The sequence below is a fragment of the Candidatus Zixiibacteriota bacterium genome, from assembly GCA_026397505.1.
Taxonomy (GTDB): Bacteria; Zixibacteria; MSB-5A5; order GN15; family PGXB01; genus JAPLUR01.
Genome location: JAPLUR010000107.1, coordinates 63,134 through 77,874, shown reverse-complemented (window position 1 = coordinate 77,874; position 14,741 = coordinate 63,134). Strand labels below are relative to the sequence as shown.

The window sequence follows — 14,741 nt, the reverse complement described above, 5'->3', positions numbered from 1 at the left end:
TTACAGAATCATAATGCACGTCTTGGCCGCCTTCTGGGACTATATAAGACCATTCCGAAAGAATTCCCATGCCATCAACCGAATAAGGTCAGCGGCCATCCCTAATCTATAAAAGTAGGGTTTTTCAACACTCCCGAAGTCTTGCGGTTCCGCCATCTTTCATCGTTCCGCAGGGTCTTAAGCAGCCATCTATGGCGGCGGGCGTGACCCTGCGGCCTCGCCCATTACAAAATCACTATCGAACCGATGGTGATTTCGGCACCCCCCCTCTTATAGAAAGAAGTTTATTATTATGCCCATTAGCCGGAAACAATTATTAACCAGCCACTACTTCCAACTGCATCGCGTCCTTAAACTTCTCTCCCCCTATAGTCCGGCGCGCTGTCTGCCACCCTTTTTCAACGAACTTCATCATGGCTACTCCGGCAATAAGTCCAAAACCCACAGCGACTTAACAGAATTGAGCCAAAATCTATTACGCCCTAAGAATGTCCGCCAAAAGAAAAACAAACCCATTTCCGCCGACCCCTCTCAATCCCCGCAATCCATGCTCCGCCAGAAACTTATTGGGAAAAATCAAGAGCTGAAAAGAGATGAAAAAATTGAGAAAGCAAAGCCAATTATCATTATCTTTATGGAATTCAGGCAATTACGCTGTTTGTAATTGGCTTCGCTCCCTTTTCCGCAACCGGCTTTATGCCGTAAGCAATTGTAGGTCAGGAGCTTTACGCTCCTGACACAATTTTGTCAGGTCTCCAAGAGACCTGACCTACCATAAAACCAAAAGAAAGGAATATTTTAAAAATCGAAGAAACAAACCCATTTTGGCCGGCTCTTTGGTGCACAAATATTGTGCACGCCCCGGCGCGGCGGACCCGAGCTTAGCGATAATGGCACGAGCACGGGGCGCGTGCCATTCCTTGACTTACTTTACGCCTTGGGCGCCGGCGGGGGCGGCGTGCTCTCGCCCTTTATTCCTTCCACCATCGCCGAAAGGGCGCTGATTATCCCGCTCGCCTCGTAGGGAATAAATATCTTGTTGGCCGTCCCTTCGGAGAACTTCGGAAGCATCTCCAGATATTTGAGTGTGATCAATTCTTTATTCGGTTTCCCGGCATGAATGGCGTTGAAAACGTTGGAAATCGCCTGCGCCTCACCCTCGGCTACCGCCACCTGCCGGTATTTCTCGGCATCGGCTTTTTTCTTAACCGCCTCAGCATACCCCTCGGCTTCCAGAATGGCCGCCTGCTTGCTTCCCTCGGCCCTGGTAATCGAGGATTGCCGAACCCCCTCCGCTTCGAGAATCGCGGCGCGCTTGTCACGTTCGGCTTTCATCTGGCGGCTCATCGCCTCGGTGATATCGGCCGGCGGGTCGATCCGCTGGATTTCCACCCGGTTGACTTTCATGCCCCATTTGTCGGTGGCGGTATCGAGCACATCGCGCAACTGGGTATTGATTGTATCGCGCGAGGTGAGCGACTGGTCAAGCTCCATTTCACCGATGATATTACGAAGGTTGGTCTGGGCCAGCTTGGTGGCCGCCATGATGTAATTCGATATTTCATACCGTGCCCGCACCGGATCGGTCACCTGGCAGTAGATAATACAGTCCACCTCCACATTCACGTTATCCTTGGTGATCACCATCTGCGAGGGAACATCAAGCACGACCTCACGCATATCGACCTTAAGGACAACATCGAAAAACGGCATGATCAGATTCAATCCGGAATCAAGTGTCCGCTGGTAACGCCCCAGTCTTTCGACCAGCCCTTTCTCGTAGGGGCGGATGATACGGATCGACATTCCGCCCAATATGAACGCCAGGATAATGACGAACCCTATGAATACATACTGCTGCATATCAAAATTCCTTTCCTGCTTATGGATTATGCCTTTGGGCTATCATCCGCTTTCGAAACCACCAGCCGGGCGCCGATCACACGATCCACTATCACTTTGGTCCCCTCCTCGATTACGTGCGCGGCGTTAGCCTGCCAGATTTGCCCCTCAACACGCACCTGCCCGGTATCGTGATGCGAGTCGATTTTCTTGGTCACCAAACCGGGCCGTCCCACCATGGCATCAACATTAACCGGTTGCGGCGAGGGCTTGGTGATTTTCTTGGCCAACGAGCGGGTGAGCGGAATCAGGATGATCGAAAGACCGGCAAATACCCCCAGCTGGATCAGATACGAATGCGTCATGGTCGAGGTGACCGCAGCCCCGACCGCACCGATCACGAAACAGGCAAAGACCAGGGTCGGGGTTCCGATCTCAAAAATAAGAAATATTACGGCCGCCGCCAGCCAGAGCCAGAATATTGTCGGCATATAAACTCCTTTCAGTGCTCGCTACAACCGCGGTATTTGGATGCCATCGGAGGCTTCATACGCGGCCGAAAATCAATTATGAGGTTTCGCTGCTTTTGTTCATGGTTCCAGCAGTATAAAAACCGATCGGGTTGGCGATTTCAACAAAAATATGAGGTTCAAACGGCGGCCCGGCAGGCACAAATTTATCCCAGAACTGCCGGGAGGAACAAGAATGGGGTTGCCAAACCGATAAGAATCCGGTTCATTAATGACCGAAATGTCACGTTTTAAACCATACACCCGCTTTGCCAGAGTCTATGACCTGATGGGAGGCGACCGTTTCTCCACCCGGATGGTGGAATATACGCACCGGCTGCTCAAAAAATTCCGGTATCACCCCAAAGAGGTTCTCGACCTCTGCTGCGGCACCGGCACGGCCGCTCTTCTCTTTGCCGAAAGCGGCTTTGCGATGACCGGCTTGGATCGTTCCGAAGATATGCTCAAGGAGGCCCGGCATAAAGCCGCCGCCAGGAAATTGCCGCTCAATCTGGTGCATCAGGCATTGCCCAATTTTGCCATAAAAGAGAAGCGCGGGAAAATCCTTAAAAAATTCCATTTGGTCACCTGTTTCTACGACAGCCTTAATTACATTCTGGAGGAAAAAGAGCTTGCCGAGACTTTCGGCAATGTCAACCTTCACCTGAAACCGGATGGTCTTTTCATATTCGATATGAACACCCCCCGAGCGCTGAAATTTCTCTGGGGTGCGAAAGTCTATGCCGGCTGCCACAGCGGGATCGCCTGGATATGGCAGTCAATATACTATGACCGGGCCAAGACCGCCGATCTTCGGGCGACATTCTTTCTGCAGCGTGGCAAACGTTGGGAGATGTTTGAGGAAATTCACACCGAAAAAGCTTACAATAATAGCACCATAAAGCAGCTTTTGTACCGTTCGGGATTTGAGATTCTGGAATTTTACGACTGCTTCAAATTTCACAAACCGGGAAGCAAGTCATTCCGCATCGCGGTCGTGGCACAAAAGAAAAGAGAGATGAAATAGGACATCTGTCCTGGTTGTAAATCCGCCCCACCATACATCTTAAGTGCAGCTCAATCGGGCCGACCGGCCCGGAAATCAGCAGGAGGCTCAGCCAAAGCTGCTTTTCTTGCTGCAAGAGCCGCTGTTGCAGGAAGCCGAATGGCCAACGAAAGCATTCGAGGCGAAAGTAGAGACATATTTCTCCACCGCCTCGGAATTGCAGACGGGGCAGGCGATCTTATCGCTCGACCGATAGACCAGTTGTTCAAAGCGGTTATCGCAGTTGTTACATTTATATTCAAAGATCGGCATATCTAACTCCAATCAATCAGGGCCATAGCCGCACCGGCTATCATTCCGAGCAGGGCCGCCCGCCCGGTATGACTGATCATCGGTCACGTAAGTCCGGTCAGGCCGCAGCCGTAACCGAATCCGACACCGGCCAGACCACCCAATATAAGCCCCACCGCCAGTCTCATCAAGAGCTTCTTATTTAACTTCATTCATGATCGCAATCAATTGATATTCCACCTCGTTGGCCATCTCCTCCAGTCCGGATCCGGGGAGCATCTCGGCAATCATCGAGGGTTTCGCCAGGGTCATGACGGTTTTCCCTTTCCCGGAGCGAACGACGATTTTGCATGGCATGAATAGGGCCGCATCGATATTCTTGCCCAGTGCCTTATAAGCGAACGAGGCATTGCAGACCTCGAAGATCTTGAGCGGCTCGATCTGGAAGCCTTTTTCGGCCAATGTCGCCTGAGTGTCATGCACCGCCAGCACCCGAAAACCGCGCGCAGGCGAAGTTTTCTCGAGAAGTTCAGTCAGCTCCTCGAACGATTTTCCTGATTCTACCTGATAGGCAATTTCTTTCATTTCATTCCTCATGAATTTCATATGTCGAATTTATATGAGCCATCCCTTTCAGGGTCTGGCTCACCATACAGTATTTTTCCTCGGAGAGATTGATCGCCTGTTCGATCTTACTTTTATCGAGATTCTTCCCGCGGAATATGTACCGCACTTCGATTTTATTGAACGGTTTGGGGAATTCCTCAGGCTGATACCCCTTCACCTCGATTTCGATTCCGGTTAATTCCTGCCGCATTTTCTTAAGAATCTGAGCGACATCAATTCCGGTACACCCGGCCAGACCGAACAGCACCAGCTCGGACGGTTTGTATCCGTTTTCGGTGCCGCCGGCGGTTTTGGCCGCATCGGTGGCGATAGGATGTCCAAATAGCGAAACCCCCTCAAACCGAAACCCCCCGGTCCATTTCAATTTAGCCTCAACCATCTTGTATCATATTCTCCATCTTTATATGATTATAATTAAGGGAAGGTAGAAAATGTTCCGGATTAACTCAAGAAATTTGTTCGGAAAGTAAATCCATTTCTTTTTTCAGCTCCTCTAGAGTAGTAACCGGCCGGAGGCATGCAAAATTGCGGCAAATATAGGCCGTGACGGGGCCGCCGGACCTGCGTCCCTTTAACAAGGGGAGGGGCTCGTCGCCCCGCGCGGAAACGACTATTACTCGGTGCGGAATATAATGGCGATAGATTTCCTTCATGAAATCTTCCCGCCCATCATGGCCCACCACGACAATTTCTATCCCGTCGGAAAGGAAATAATCAAGGGCGGCCACGGCCGAAATCATCGCCTGCGGCATGGCGGCGATGCCGCTGGAAAGAGCGGCCAAACCTTTTTCCGCCTGTTTCCGGAAATTTTCATTGCCGGTTATTGCGGCCAGTCTCAAGAATGCCTGAATCATAATCGAGCCCGGCGCCGGAAGCGCTCCATCGGCAATGTCTTTGGGGCGGATAAAATACTCCGCCTGATTTTCCGGCGAAAGATAAAAATTCCCCGCCTGATCGGTAAAGAGCGGCACGGCCGTTGTGGCCAATTCCGAGGCGAATTCAATCAAGCCGAAGTCGTATGTAATTTCATAAAGGTCGCACAGGGCTGATATCAAATAGGCGTAATCCTCGAGAAATGTCCCCGGCGAGTTTATCATCTGGCGGCAGGAGTGTACCAGGAGGCTGTCATGGTAAAGATTGCTGCGGATGAACTGCGCCGCCTTGAGGGCCGCCGCACGGTATTGCTCATCGCCGGTAATCCGGTACCCTTTGGCCAGAGCCGAAATAGCCAGACCGTTCCACGAAGTGAGAATTTTATCATCAGTAGCCGGGCGAATGCGCCGGGCGCGGATATCGAAAAGAATTTGCCTGGATGTATCGATTATCTTCGAAAATTCCTCCAGGGCAAGGCCGGTTCTCTCACGGTACTGCTCGGAGGCGCTGTCAAGATTGAGAATATTAGTTTTCCCCTCGAAATTCCCATCGGCAGTAATATTATAATACTTGCAGAAAAGAGCGGCTTTATCGCCAAGGATAGAATCAATTTCTCCTTTTTTCCAGAGATAGAATTTTCCCTCCTCCCCCTCGCTGTCGGCATCAAGAGAGGAATAGAAAGCGCCTGATGGCCCGGTCATTTCTCGAAGAATGAAATCGAGAGTTTCACTGGCCACCTGGCGGTACATTTCTTTTCCGGTGATAAGATAAGCATCACCATAGGTCGAGGCCAGAAGGGCGTTATCATAGAGCATTTTTTCGAAATGGGGGACCAGCCAGCGACCGTCGGTGGAGTAACGATGAAACCCTCCGCCCAGCTGGTCATAGATACCGCCGCGAGCCATCGCCTGAAGTGTTTTTTCGGCCGCGGTCAGAAGAAAGCTGTCACGGGAAGCGGCGTATTGTCTGAGCATGAAGGCCAGTTTCACCGGGTGCGGAAATTTAGGGGCATGGCCGAACCCGCCCAAAACCGGATCATAGTCATTCATAAGCGCCCGGACAGCGGATTCAATATTCTTTTTTCCCAGAAGTGCTTTTTCATCTGAAGAAGAGTGGCTTGATTGCAGGGCTTCGACAATTCTGGATGCCATCTCTTCGATATGTGTCCGTTCAGCCTTATACCCTTTGGCCAACTCGGTGAGAATGTACTTGAATCCGGGCCGGCCGTTGCGGTCATCCGGGGGGAAATAGGTTCCGGCGAAGAATGGCCTGAGATCGGCAGTCAGAAAGATCGACATTGGCCAGCCACCCGAGCCGGTCATCGCCATGGTAGCCGACATATAAATCTGATCCAAATCGGGCCGCTGTTCCCGGTCGACTTTTATGGCGACATAATTTTCATTGAGAATACCGGCGACTTCACCATCTGCAAACGATTCCTCCTCCATGACATGGCACCAGTGGCAGGCGGCGTACCCGATTGAAAGGAAGATCGGTTTATCCTCACGCTTTGCTTTTTCCAGCGCCTCTTTCGACCAGGGGTACCAGTTCACGGGATTATGGGCATGCGCCAGAAGGTAAGGCGAACTTTCATTAATCAGGTGATTAGTGTATTTGACAGTTTCAACAGGATTTGACTCCGACATCGTCAGTCCTTTATAACTTTTTTAACCTGCATTCGGCCGCTTTTGGAGCAGAAACGGACGGATTGCTGAATAAGGCGGCATCTCATCTCAGTTTATTCCTAAACCGCAAATGGTTCGGCAGGTTCCGGAGATTATACAGGAATTATCGGATATTGAGCGGTGCGGAGAGGATGAAAGTCAGTCTGGCTTTGAAAAAGGGAATGGTTCGATTGTCCCCCGCAATATGGTCGAAATTCCGGGATGTCTCGATTCCGCCGGACGCTTCAATATAGGCAAACCCTTTAATAAATCCCGCAAATTGCAGGGAGGCGGAAAGCTTCTTTTCCACGGTGCCGGTCGGGAATGATTCATGATAGTCGGGTGTGCTTAACCATGGCTCGCTCCATACGGAATTAACAGTACCTTCGCCGTGCCGCTGATAAGCCAGTTCCAGCCTGAGCCGCTGACGGTATTCAAACCATCTGATCAATGCAAGTTTCCACCGGTCGTTATCGGGACCCAGTTCGTGGCCAATCAGCTCGCCGCGGTTGAGATAGCGGTTACGTTGCAATTTCTGATTGTAGGTGCGATTGTTTATGCGAAGATATTCCCCCTGAAAATCAAAAATATGTCCCAGATCGAGCGAATGAAATCCGAGCATATACCCGATTTCGTTCGGTTCATTGTCGCCGGCGCTCTTTCTTTCTATCTGGAAATCATCGAAAAGAATCTGGCCGTAGATTTTATAGCGCTGCTTAATATAGTAACTGAAATCGATGCCCAGAAAGGTGTTGTCATCAACGCTGTCGTTCAACTGAAAAGAGTGATAGAACATCAAAGGATTAAGGTAGCCCAATTCGATACCCCTTCCGGCGCCGCCGAAGACAGCGGTCTCAAAAAGCCCCAGATTGAGATGATCGGCCAACTGGATATCAAGGCGATGTCCGACAAAATACCGATTCTGGAAATATTCGGTGGAGTCGTTGGTTCGCAGCCTGTCCAGTTGCCCCAATTGATAAGTAAAAAAGAGCCTTCCCCACTTGAAGCGCGTCAAGAGAGCATCCATAGTACGAGAGGTTGAGGAAAGGACCAGTGATTGATTTTCCGGCCCCCAGTTACCGCCGAATCTTCCCAGCAGGATATCGAAATGATTGTCACGATAATTGAAGACGGCAGTTTCCATCTCACCGGCCAGACCGCGCCATTTCTTCCCACGATAATCGGGATCTTTGGCCAGTCGTTCATCCAGAAGGAATGCACCATAAAAAGAAAGCCGCTCGGTCGGCTGTCCCATGACCCCGCCTCGGATCGACTCATAGCTGCGTGAATGTGCATACCGAGCGGAGAGTAGATCCTCGGAGAGAAAAAGAAAGGCGGTAAGTTTGTCGCCCGGCGTTGAATCGCCAAACATATTCATCGGGTTGTGAACGCCAATCTCGTTCAGATTGTAAGGCGCCGTGTTATGATAAAGGCGGTATTGTTTTGAGATTATTTCACTTCGTCGGGCCGCATCATACAGGAATTGATATTCCGACTGGCTAACCGGTAATATCATTGCTGCGGTTCTAATCGCGCAGAATTGGACGATTGAGATTATGAGGCAGAATATTATAAGAAGAGGTTTCATCGGCCGTCCCATGCAAATCGAAAGGATTTATGAGGCTCCGTCTCCTTTGACAACCGCCGGGAAGGTTTTGGCCAGAATGCGGGCATCCTCTTTGAGCGACCAGCGGTCGATATATTGAAGATCGAGTTTCATCCATTCGTTAAAATCGACTTTATTTCGTCCGTTAATCTGCCAGAGACAGGTAACGCCCGGCTTGACCGAGAGACGGCGGTGCTGCCATGGGGCATAATGCTCAACCTCCTGCGGCAGCGGGGGACGCGGACCGACCAGCGACATATCTCCCTTGAGGACATTGAAGAGTTGCGGGAGCTCATCGATGGAATACATCCGAAGAATCTTGCCGACCTTGGTAACGCGCGGATCGTTCTTGATCTTGAAGACCGGACCGGACATTTCGTTCAGATGTGCCAGTTTTTCTTTTTCTTTATCGGCGCCATTGGTCATGGTGCGCAGCTTGAGCATATTAAAGAGCTTTCCATTCCGTCCGGAGCGCTTTTGCCGGTAAATTACGGGGCCGTGCGAGTCAATTTTGATGGCCACCGCCGCAATCAGCAATATCGGCCAGGTAAGGAGAATCCCGACCAGAGCGCCGAGACGGTCCATAGTGCCTTTGAAAAAGAGGGCGGCGCGGTCATCCGGCACGGAATGATAGAGCAAAACCGGATTGCCGTTGAGTGATGAGGTGCGGCAGCGCGAGATAGTGTGATCGTAGATGTCCGGCAGAAGACAGAGTTTGATACCCATCTTCTCGACAACATCAAAGACTCTCTGACTCAATGCAAAATCCTCAGGTTCAACTGCCATCAACACAAAGTCGACTCCATTGCGGGCGATAATTTCATGGATATTCTGCAGACGCCCCAATAGCGGAATATCGCGGTATCGCCAAAGCCCCTTACGTTTATGATCTACAAAACCGAGAATCCGGATGCTCAATTCGGGATGTTTGAGAAGCATGTCGGCTGCCCGCAGGCCGCGCCGCGAGGCGCCGACGATAATCACATTCTTCGTTTCCGATGACATGGAGGCGCCATTTCGCGCCCGCCGGCTTGAAAGGATGTACTTTCGCCATATCATAAAAAGCAGACCTTGCATCAGGAAATTGGCCGCCACGGCAACTCCAAACAGCAGGTTCTGAAGCGGGAGAGTCATGAAAAAAGCGGCTGCAATGACAAAAAGAGCGAAGCGAAATTCATCCGAATAAAACTGCTTCTTATCAATACTCCGATTGCGCAACGGCATGATATCGTTCGAAGGGAGCCGGATCAATAACGCCAGTTGAAGGGCCAGGGCGATAAGCCCCAAGGATTCGGCCTCCTCGGGGGATGTAAAGATATTTAGCCAATCACCAAATAAAGCCAGAACACCGACCAGGAGCATGGCGCGCATGGCTCGATAGGCCAGAATTTCCAGCTTATGTCGGTTGATCAACTTCATTTTTCAACTCCGGCGAAAGAGAAACATCCGCCGCCGATTGATAACCCTCTATGAATATGTTCGTCATTCAATGATGACATTTTTGGCTCAATTTCGCGCGTAGTGATATTCACATTGGTTTGAGCGGAAGGATGCCGCATACTATTCACCTGCTTTCCTCGAGTCCGGAATAGAAATTGGCTTTATCATATTCCGGCTGATCTTCGGGGGGGCGATGCAGGGTTACTCGTGCCTTCAAAAGAGGTCTCAGGCGATAAATCTGCTCGGGCATTCTTTCAAAGGCTTCCACGATGCGCCGGCTGACTTCATCATCGCCGATGGTCATCCAGATGAAATTCTCCAGCTGGGGAAGATAGCCGGGGTTCCAGGCGAACACTCCGATTGAACGGAGGAACGAAACCGCTTTAAGCGGGTCGGCCGTCTGGACCAGAAGTAGGTCGGTGGGAGTGATGCGCGAGGAAATGCCGAGACTCCGCAGACGCACCGAAAGAAAAATCATGTTTTCCTGTACCTGGTCGACCCGTCGCCTGACATATTCAAGATCATTAAGGACGGCTGCGGCTGCTACCTGCACCAGATCGGAGGGAACGCGGCTGCCACGATGGCGATTCATCTCCTTGATATTTCTGGCTGAGGCGAGTGCATAGGCGCAGGGATATCCGGCCAGACCGAGGGCTTCCGAAAAGGTGCGGGTCACGATGAGATTGTCGTACCTTTCAATCAGGCCGACAGAGGCATGACCATAGTATTCAAAATATGATTCATCAATAACGAGTATGGTGTCCGGCGCATGTTCCAAGAGATGCCTTATTTCATCATCAGACCAAACGGTTCCGGTGGGATGACCGGGATTGGCCAGAAAAATCATTCTCGTGGTTTTATTGACATTTTCCAGGAGGCCATCCGGATCGGAACTGAAGGGGGAAAAACCATAACAGTAAGCAGCTTTTGCGCCGCAGCTTTCTGCATAGATACGGAAATTGTCTTCAACCGGGCCGGCGATTAGGACCGTATCTCCGGGCTTGAGAAATGCCTCGGCGATAGTCTCGAAGATCGAAGTCAGGCCGTTGAAAAGCTGAATCGATTTTTCCGGAATTCCGGTGTACCGGCCGAGAGACTCAAGAAGATTCCTGGTTTGCTCTCCAGGGTAACGGGCGGCAGAGCCGTTCGTGATAAAATCGCGGATCGCTTTCTGCACCCTCTCCGAAGGATGCTGCACGGCGTGGTTCTCGGGCAGACCGGAAGCTTCAAGGACTTGCTCTGGCCGGGGAATGACATTTTCTACTGGCTGCATGGGTGACATATATTTGTTTTGCTGTTTTGTTGATTTCATAACTGGTTCTTTCCTTATGGCCGCGATGACCCGCCGCCTGAGGCATTCTTGTAATTATTCTGTTCCTGATATTTGAGCAACCGACTCACCGAACGGCGAATCATGCCGGGGAGAATTCTTTTGGTCTTCCAGAGAGCCCGGCCGCCGATTGGAGGGACGATTGCTGTCCGCGGCTCGCGTTCTCCATCGGCATCATAGACTTCAAAGCGGATGGTCCTTGGGGCATGCAATAAGGCCTCGCGAATTTCATCCAGGTTTCGGGATTGAAAATCGGCGATTTCGGTATAGGCCCGACCTATTTCGGCCGCGTCATGGGCATTGCTGCACCCAACCTGTGATATATTTGAATATGATTTGAAAAATCGGTCAACAGCGATCAGTTCATCCTGAGAGCAGCCGCATCCGGCCGCCTCGACCAAGTCCACCCGGGAGAGAATCCGGGAGATTTCGGTTCCATCATACGTCCCTTCCTTCTCGTAGGCATGAATGAGACCGACACCGGGACGGTAAGGATGGGGAAGAACCGCCAGGCCTCCCTGCTTATGAATCTCATCGATGATATCGTCTATTTCGAGGGAGGAAATTTCATCCTTGAGAAATAATCCTATGATATGCGCTCCACGGCGGGTGGATATTTCCAGACCGGGTATGATGGTGATGTCCTCGGCCATCTTCTGAATCAGACCCACGGCCGACATGGTGCCATGGTCGCAAACTGCAATGGCGTTCAGGTGGTTTTGGCGCACCGCCGAAAGCAGGGATTCGACACTCACTCGGCTGTTAAAGGAGTGGTCGGTATGTATGTGGAGGTCAAGTTTCATGACTTACTATTCTCATTTTCCTTCCTTGCCGTATTTTATTTGCAAGCTTGATGCCGGGCTGTTGAGTTTTTGCACACCATCATTAAGCGGTTGAATGACAACAATATAATTGGCGCGGCCACATCTGGTTTTCGGCGACAGGCCGGGAATTGTCTGGAAATTGGGAAAAGATTTCAATCTTGCCGGCAAGAATATTCCGACTCGTATAAAACAGTACCGCCCGACAGGAAGGATTTTTTGCCGGGCGGTTAAGGAAGGTGAGAATGGGTAACTGTTTCAACCTTAGAGCCTATCAATGACGAAGACTGAGGTCATCAATCCTCCGATGATTGATACTGTGGTTGATATTGTTTTCATAAAATCATGTTTTTTCTTGATTTCGGTCGGCACGACAATAGCATCGCCGGTATCGACTTTTTTCCCCAGAATTCCGCCGCCGGCGAAAATCTGGCCGTTGGCCTTTATCAGTCGGGTCCCTTTCTTTTCGGCCTGATTGGTAAAATTGCCGGCCCGTTGGATGTAGTAGTCAACACTCTTGTTCTGCTCGTATTTGATTGTCCCATTGGCGCCCACGGCGCCCATGACCGAGATGCCGCTCGGGATATCGGGGACATTAACATAGTCGCCGTTTTCCAGGGTTATATCGCTCTTGGCCCCATTGGAGGAGATGATCTTATCCATATCAATGATGATTCGATTCATATTCTCAGGTTTAAATTGGATCAATTCAAGCTTTCTGACATTTCCGGCGGAATCCTCCTGAAGAGGCTGGGAATTGGCAATGACCTCGCTCAAATTTCTGTTGGCCAGACTCCGGGCGATACTGTGCCGCTGAAAAACTACTCCCCTGGGGAAAGCCCGCTCGGTAAATCCGCCGGCCCGCTGAATCAGCTGGAACAGGGTTTCATTGCGGGAAAATAGAGCATATTGCCCCGGAAATTTAACCTCGCCGTCAATAGTAACCATGCGGTGCAGAAACCAGTCCGGTATTTGCCGGATGAAGATCCGATCATCCTCTTGAAGGCGGTACTGTTCCATGCGCGAATGAGTCAGGTCGACATATTCCAGTCGCACCTGGCCCAGGCTGTCGGTGCGCGCCACCTCCACGCCCAGCTGATAGGCGTTTTTCTTAAGGTTGCCGGCCAGAAAAACCAGATCGGCCAGACTCATGTTGTCGTAGAGAGGGAATTGCCCCGGATTTTTGACTTCTCCGTCGATAAAGACATATTTTTTTCTCATGACCTGGTCAATGCTGTAAACATGAAGCGAATCGAGGTCCTGTAGCGGCATATTGTACCGTCCGTCAATAACATCGCGCAGATTGACCGGATAAACCTCAACTCGGCGATCGGGATATTTCCGAAACAGATTGGCTCTTTCGTAGTACACATTGTCCGGAAGCAGTTCGCCCTCATTCAGCAGTTCGCGGAGAGTGGTCGAGTCGGTGCGTTCGAAGGTCCCGGCATGTTTGACCATACCGGCTATGGAGACAATATTTCTTTTCATGTCATAAAGGGAGAAGACGGTTAGTTTGTCGCCGTCAATCACTTCGATATCATCAAGGCTTTTTCCCGAATTGGGATTCATATTGAGATCGCGCACCTCCCGCTCATCACGGGGGGAAATACGATCCAGCATGATCCGGTCGAGATACGCCTCGGCCGCAGGGCCGCCGGCCAATTCGAGCACCCGGCTGACTTTTTCGTCCCCGACAAGTTCGTAAATGGCCGGACGTTTCACCTGCCCGGAGACACTCACGCGCGGGCCGCAGACCGGGATAAAAATGGCATCGCCCGAGGAAAGGCGGACATCACTCTTGCTTTCCCCTTTCAATAGGAATTGGTAAAGATCCAGATGCGCTTCAACATTATTATTGCGAACCAGTTGGATATTACGCAGCGAGCCGCGCAGACTGGGGCCGCCGGCCAGATAAAGCGCGTTGAACAGAGTGGTCAGGGAACTTACCGTGTAGGCACCGGGTCTTTTGACTTCGCCGGTAAGATAAATCCGGATTGAACGGATTTTTCCCAATGTAATCGAGGATTTGAAATCGCTGTAAACGGCCGAAAGCTTTTTATTGACTTGAGTCTCAAACTCCGAAAGAGTCTGACCCCAGACGATAATTTCGCCCGCTTTGGGGATGAATATCTTTCCCTGGCGGTCAACAGTAAGGTTGTACTCCTTTTCCACTTTTCCCCAGAGATAGATGATGATATTATCGCCGGGACCGAGAAGGTAATCGGCGGCATCAGCCACCTCCGGCGGTGAGGACAACTCGGAAGGGGCATTAAAGAGGCTGTAACCAAACGGCTCAAGAGAGTCCGGCGAATTATCGCGCAGGGTCGTTTGAGGAATGGAATCAATTCCCGGCACAATTTTGCTGCCCGGAAGACTTCCGGCGCTCGGCGCCGTTTCCTGTGCCGAACCATAAAGATCGGGGGTTGCATATGTCTCCCCCTCTTTGTTGGCAGATTCCTTCTTCTGGTCGAGATAATCTCGGACCAGTTTTTCCTGGTCAATCTCGGTGCAGAAAGCCGGCCTGAACCAACTCACGGCTACCAGCAGAATGACAAGGATTAGCAAAATTAGAATGATTCTCATCTTCACCTTCCATAGTATAAAAATCCTATTCTCAGGTGATAGTGAAGGCAAAGCGAGTGCCGGTAAGAGAAGATGAAGCTATTATCCAAAGGCTCAATGCGTTATGGAAAAGAGGCGCATCCTGACGACTGTAATGAAGGTTAAAATCT

Annotated in this window: 13 protein-coding genes; 2 read left to right on the top strand and 11 right to left on the bottom strand. The window is 50.8% G+C overall.

Annotated elements, in window-relative coordinates:
- Nucleotides 1–292 precede the first annotated feature (292 nt).
- Entirely contained in the window at nucleotides 293–664 is a 372-nt protein-coding gene (locus NT002_11090; GenBank protein ID MCX6829808.1) for a hypothetical protein, read from the top strand.
- Nucleotides 665–930: 266 nt separating this feature from the next.
- Here NT002_11090 and NT002_11085 read toward each other — a convergent pair whose 3' ends face one another.
- Together NT002_11085 and NT002_11080 are read right to left on the bottom strand one after the other, a co-directional pair.
- On the bottom strand, nucleotides 931–1,863 hold the full coding sequence (locus NT002_11085) for an SPFH/Band 7/PHB domain protein (protein MCX6829807.1): 933 nt from the start codon (nucleotides 1,861–1,863) through the stop codon (nucleotides 931–933).
- A gap of 26 nt (nucleotides 1,864–1,889) precedes the next feature.
- Nucleotides 1,890–2,333 carry an NfeD family protein gene (locus NT002_11080; GenBank protein MCX6829806.1) on the bottom strand — a complete coding sequence of 148 codons (444 nt, stop codon included), beginning with the start codon at nucleotides 2,331–2,333 and terminating at the stop codon, nucleotides 1,890–1,892.
- Between the two features lie 259 nt (nucleotides 2,334–2,592).
- Here NT002_11080 and NT002_11075 point away from each other — a divergent pair, with 259 nt between their 5' ends.
- Nucleotides 2,593–3,378 carry a class I SAM-dependent methyltransferase gene (locus NT002_11075; protein ID MCX6829805.1) on the top strand — a complete coding sequence of 262 codons (786 nt, stop codon included), beginning with the start codon at nucleotides 2,593–2,595 and terminating at the stop codon, nucleotides 3,376–3,378.
- A gap of 87 nt (nucleotides 3,379–3,465) precedes the next feature.
- Here NT002_11075 and NT002_11070 read toward each other — a convergent pair whose 3' ends face one another.
- The 9 genes from NT002_11070 to NT002_11030 form a co-directional block, all read right to left on the bottom strand.
- Nucleotides 3,466–3,669 (bottom strand): zinc ribbon domain-containing protein, encoded by a 204-nt coding sequence (locus NT002_11070; GenBank protein ID MCX6829804.1) that lies wholly within the window; start codon nucleotides 3,667–3,669, stop codon nucleotides 3,466–3,468.
- Nucleotides 3,670–3,846: 177 nt separating this feature from the next.
- The gene (locus NT002_11065; GenBank protein MCX6829803.1) at nucleotides 3,847–4,233 is read right to left on the bottom strand and encodes a DUF302 domain-containing protein; all 387 of its coding nucleotides are present in this window, start codon (nucleotides 4,231–4,233) and stop codon (nucleotides 3,847–3,849) included.
- Between the two features lies 1 nt (nucleotide 4,234).
- Nucleotides 4,235–4,654 carry an OsmC family protein gene (locus tag NT002_11060; GenBank protein MCX6829802.1) on the bottom strand — a complete coding sequence of 140 codons (420 nt, stop codon included), beginning with the start codon at nucleotides 4,652–4,654 and terminating at the stop codon, nucleotides 4,235–4,237.
- 67 nt (nucleotides 4,655–4,721) lie between these two features.
- Nucleotides 4,722–6,794, bottom strand: coding sequence for a thioredoxin domain-containing protein (locus NT002_11055; protein MCX6829801.1), 2,073 nt, complete (start codon nucleotides 6,792–6,794; stop codon nucleotides 4,722–4,724).
- 142 nt (nucleotides 6,795–6,936) lie between these two features.
- Nucleotides 6,937–8,328: a hypothetical protein gene (locus NT002_11050; GenBank protein MCX6829800.1), complete on the bottom strand. Its 1,392-nt coding sequence runs from the start codon at nucleotides 8,326–8,328 to the stop codon at nucleotides 6,937–6,939.
- A gap of 99 nt (nucleotides 8,329–8,427) precedes the next feature.
- Nucleotides 8,428–9,837, bottom strand: coding sequence for a sugar transferase (locus NT002_11045; GenBank protein MCX6829799.1), 1,410 nt, complete (start codon nucleotides 9,835–9,837; stop codon nucleotides 8,428–8,430).
- Nucleotides 9,838–9,982: 145 nt separating this feature from the next.
- Entirely contained in the window at nucleotides 9,983–11,170 is a 1,188-nt protein-coding gene (locus NT002_11040; protein ID MCX6829798.1) for a histidinol-phosphate transaminase, read from the bottom strand.
- A gap of 14 nt (nucleotides 11,171–11,184) precedes the next feature.
- Nucleotides 11,185–11,991 (bottom strand): PHP domain-containing protein, encoded by an 807-nt coding sequence (locus NT002_11035; GenBank protein ID MCX6829797.1) that lies wholly within the window; start codon nucleotides 11,989–11,991, stop codon nucleotides 11,185–11,187.
- Between the two features lie 282 nt (nucleotides 11,992–12,273).
- Nucleotides 12,274–14,592 (bottom strand): SLBB domain-containing protein, encoded by a 2,319-nt coding sequence (locus NT002_11030; GenBank protein ID MCX6829796.1) that lies wholly within the window; start codon nucleotides 14,590–14,592, stop codon nucleotides 12,274–12,276.
- Nucleotides 14,593–14,741 lie beyond the last annotated feature (149 nt).

Excerpts from the sequence above, each read along its gene's own strand:
- NT002_11090 (MCX6829808.1), top strand. The coding sequence starts at position 293 with ATGCCCATTAGCCGGAAACAATTATTAACCAGCCACTACTTCCAACTG.
- NT002_11075 (MCX6829805.1), top strand. The coding sequence starts at position 2,593 with ATGTCACGTTTTAAACCATACACCCGCTTTGCCAGAGTCTATGACCTG.
- NT002_11065 (MCX6829803.1), bottom strand. The coding sequence starts at position 4,233 with ATGAAAGAAATTGCCTATCAGGTAGAATCAGGAAAATCGTTCGAGGAG.
- NT002_11045 (MCX6829799.1), bottom strand. The coding sequence starts at position 9,837 with ATGAAGTTGATCAACCGACATAAGCTGGAAATTCTGGCCTATCGAGCC.
- NT002_11060 (MCX6829802.1), bottom strand. The coding sequence starts at position 4,654 with ATGGTTGAGGCTAAATTGAAATGGACCGGGGGGTTTCGGTTTGAGGGG.
- NT002_11050 (MCX6829800.1), bottom strand. The coding sequence starts at position 8,328 with ATGATATTACCGGTTAGCCAGTCGGAATATCAATTCCTGTATGATGCG.
- NT002_11055 (MCX6829801.1), bottom strand. The coding sequence starts at position 6,794 with ATGTCGGAGTCAAATCCTGTTGAAACTGTCAAATACACTAATCACCTG.
- NT002_11080 (MCX6829806.1), bottom strand. The coding sequence starts at position 2,333 with ATGCCGACAATATTCTGGCTCTGGCTGGCGGCGGCCGTAATATTTCTT.
- NT002_11085 (MCX6829807.1), bottom strand. The coding sequence starts at position 1,863 with ATGCAGCAGTATGTATTCATAGGGTTCGTCATTATCCTGGCGTTCATA.
- NT002_11070 (MCX6829804.1), bottom strand. The coding sequence starts at position 3,669 with ATGCCGATCTTTGAATATAAATGTAACAACTGCGATAACCGCTTTGAA.
- NT002_11040 (MCX6829798.1), bottom strand. The coding sequence starts at position 11,170 with ATGAAATCAACAAAACAGCAAAACAAATATATGTCACCCATGCAGCCA.
- NT002_11035 (MCX6829797.1), bottom strand. The coding sequence starts at position 11,991 with ATGAAACTTGACCTCCACATACATACCGACCACTCCTTTAACAGCCGA.
- NT002_11030 (MCX6829796.1), bottom strand. The coding sequence starts at position 14,592 with ATGAGAATCATTCTAATTTTGCTAATCCTTGTCATTCTGCTGGTAGCC.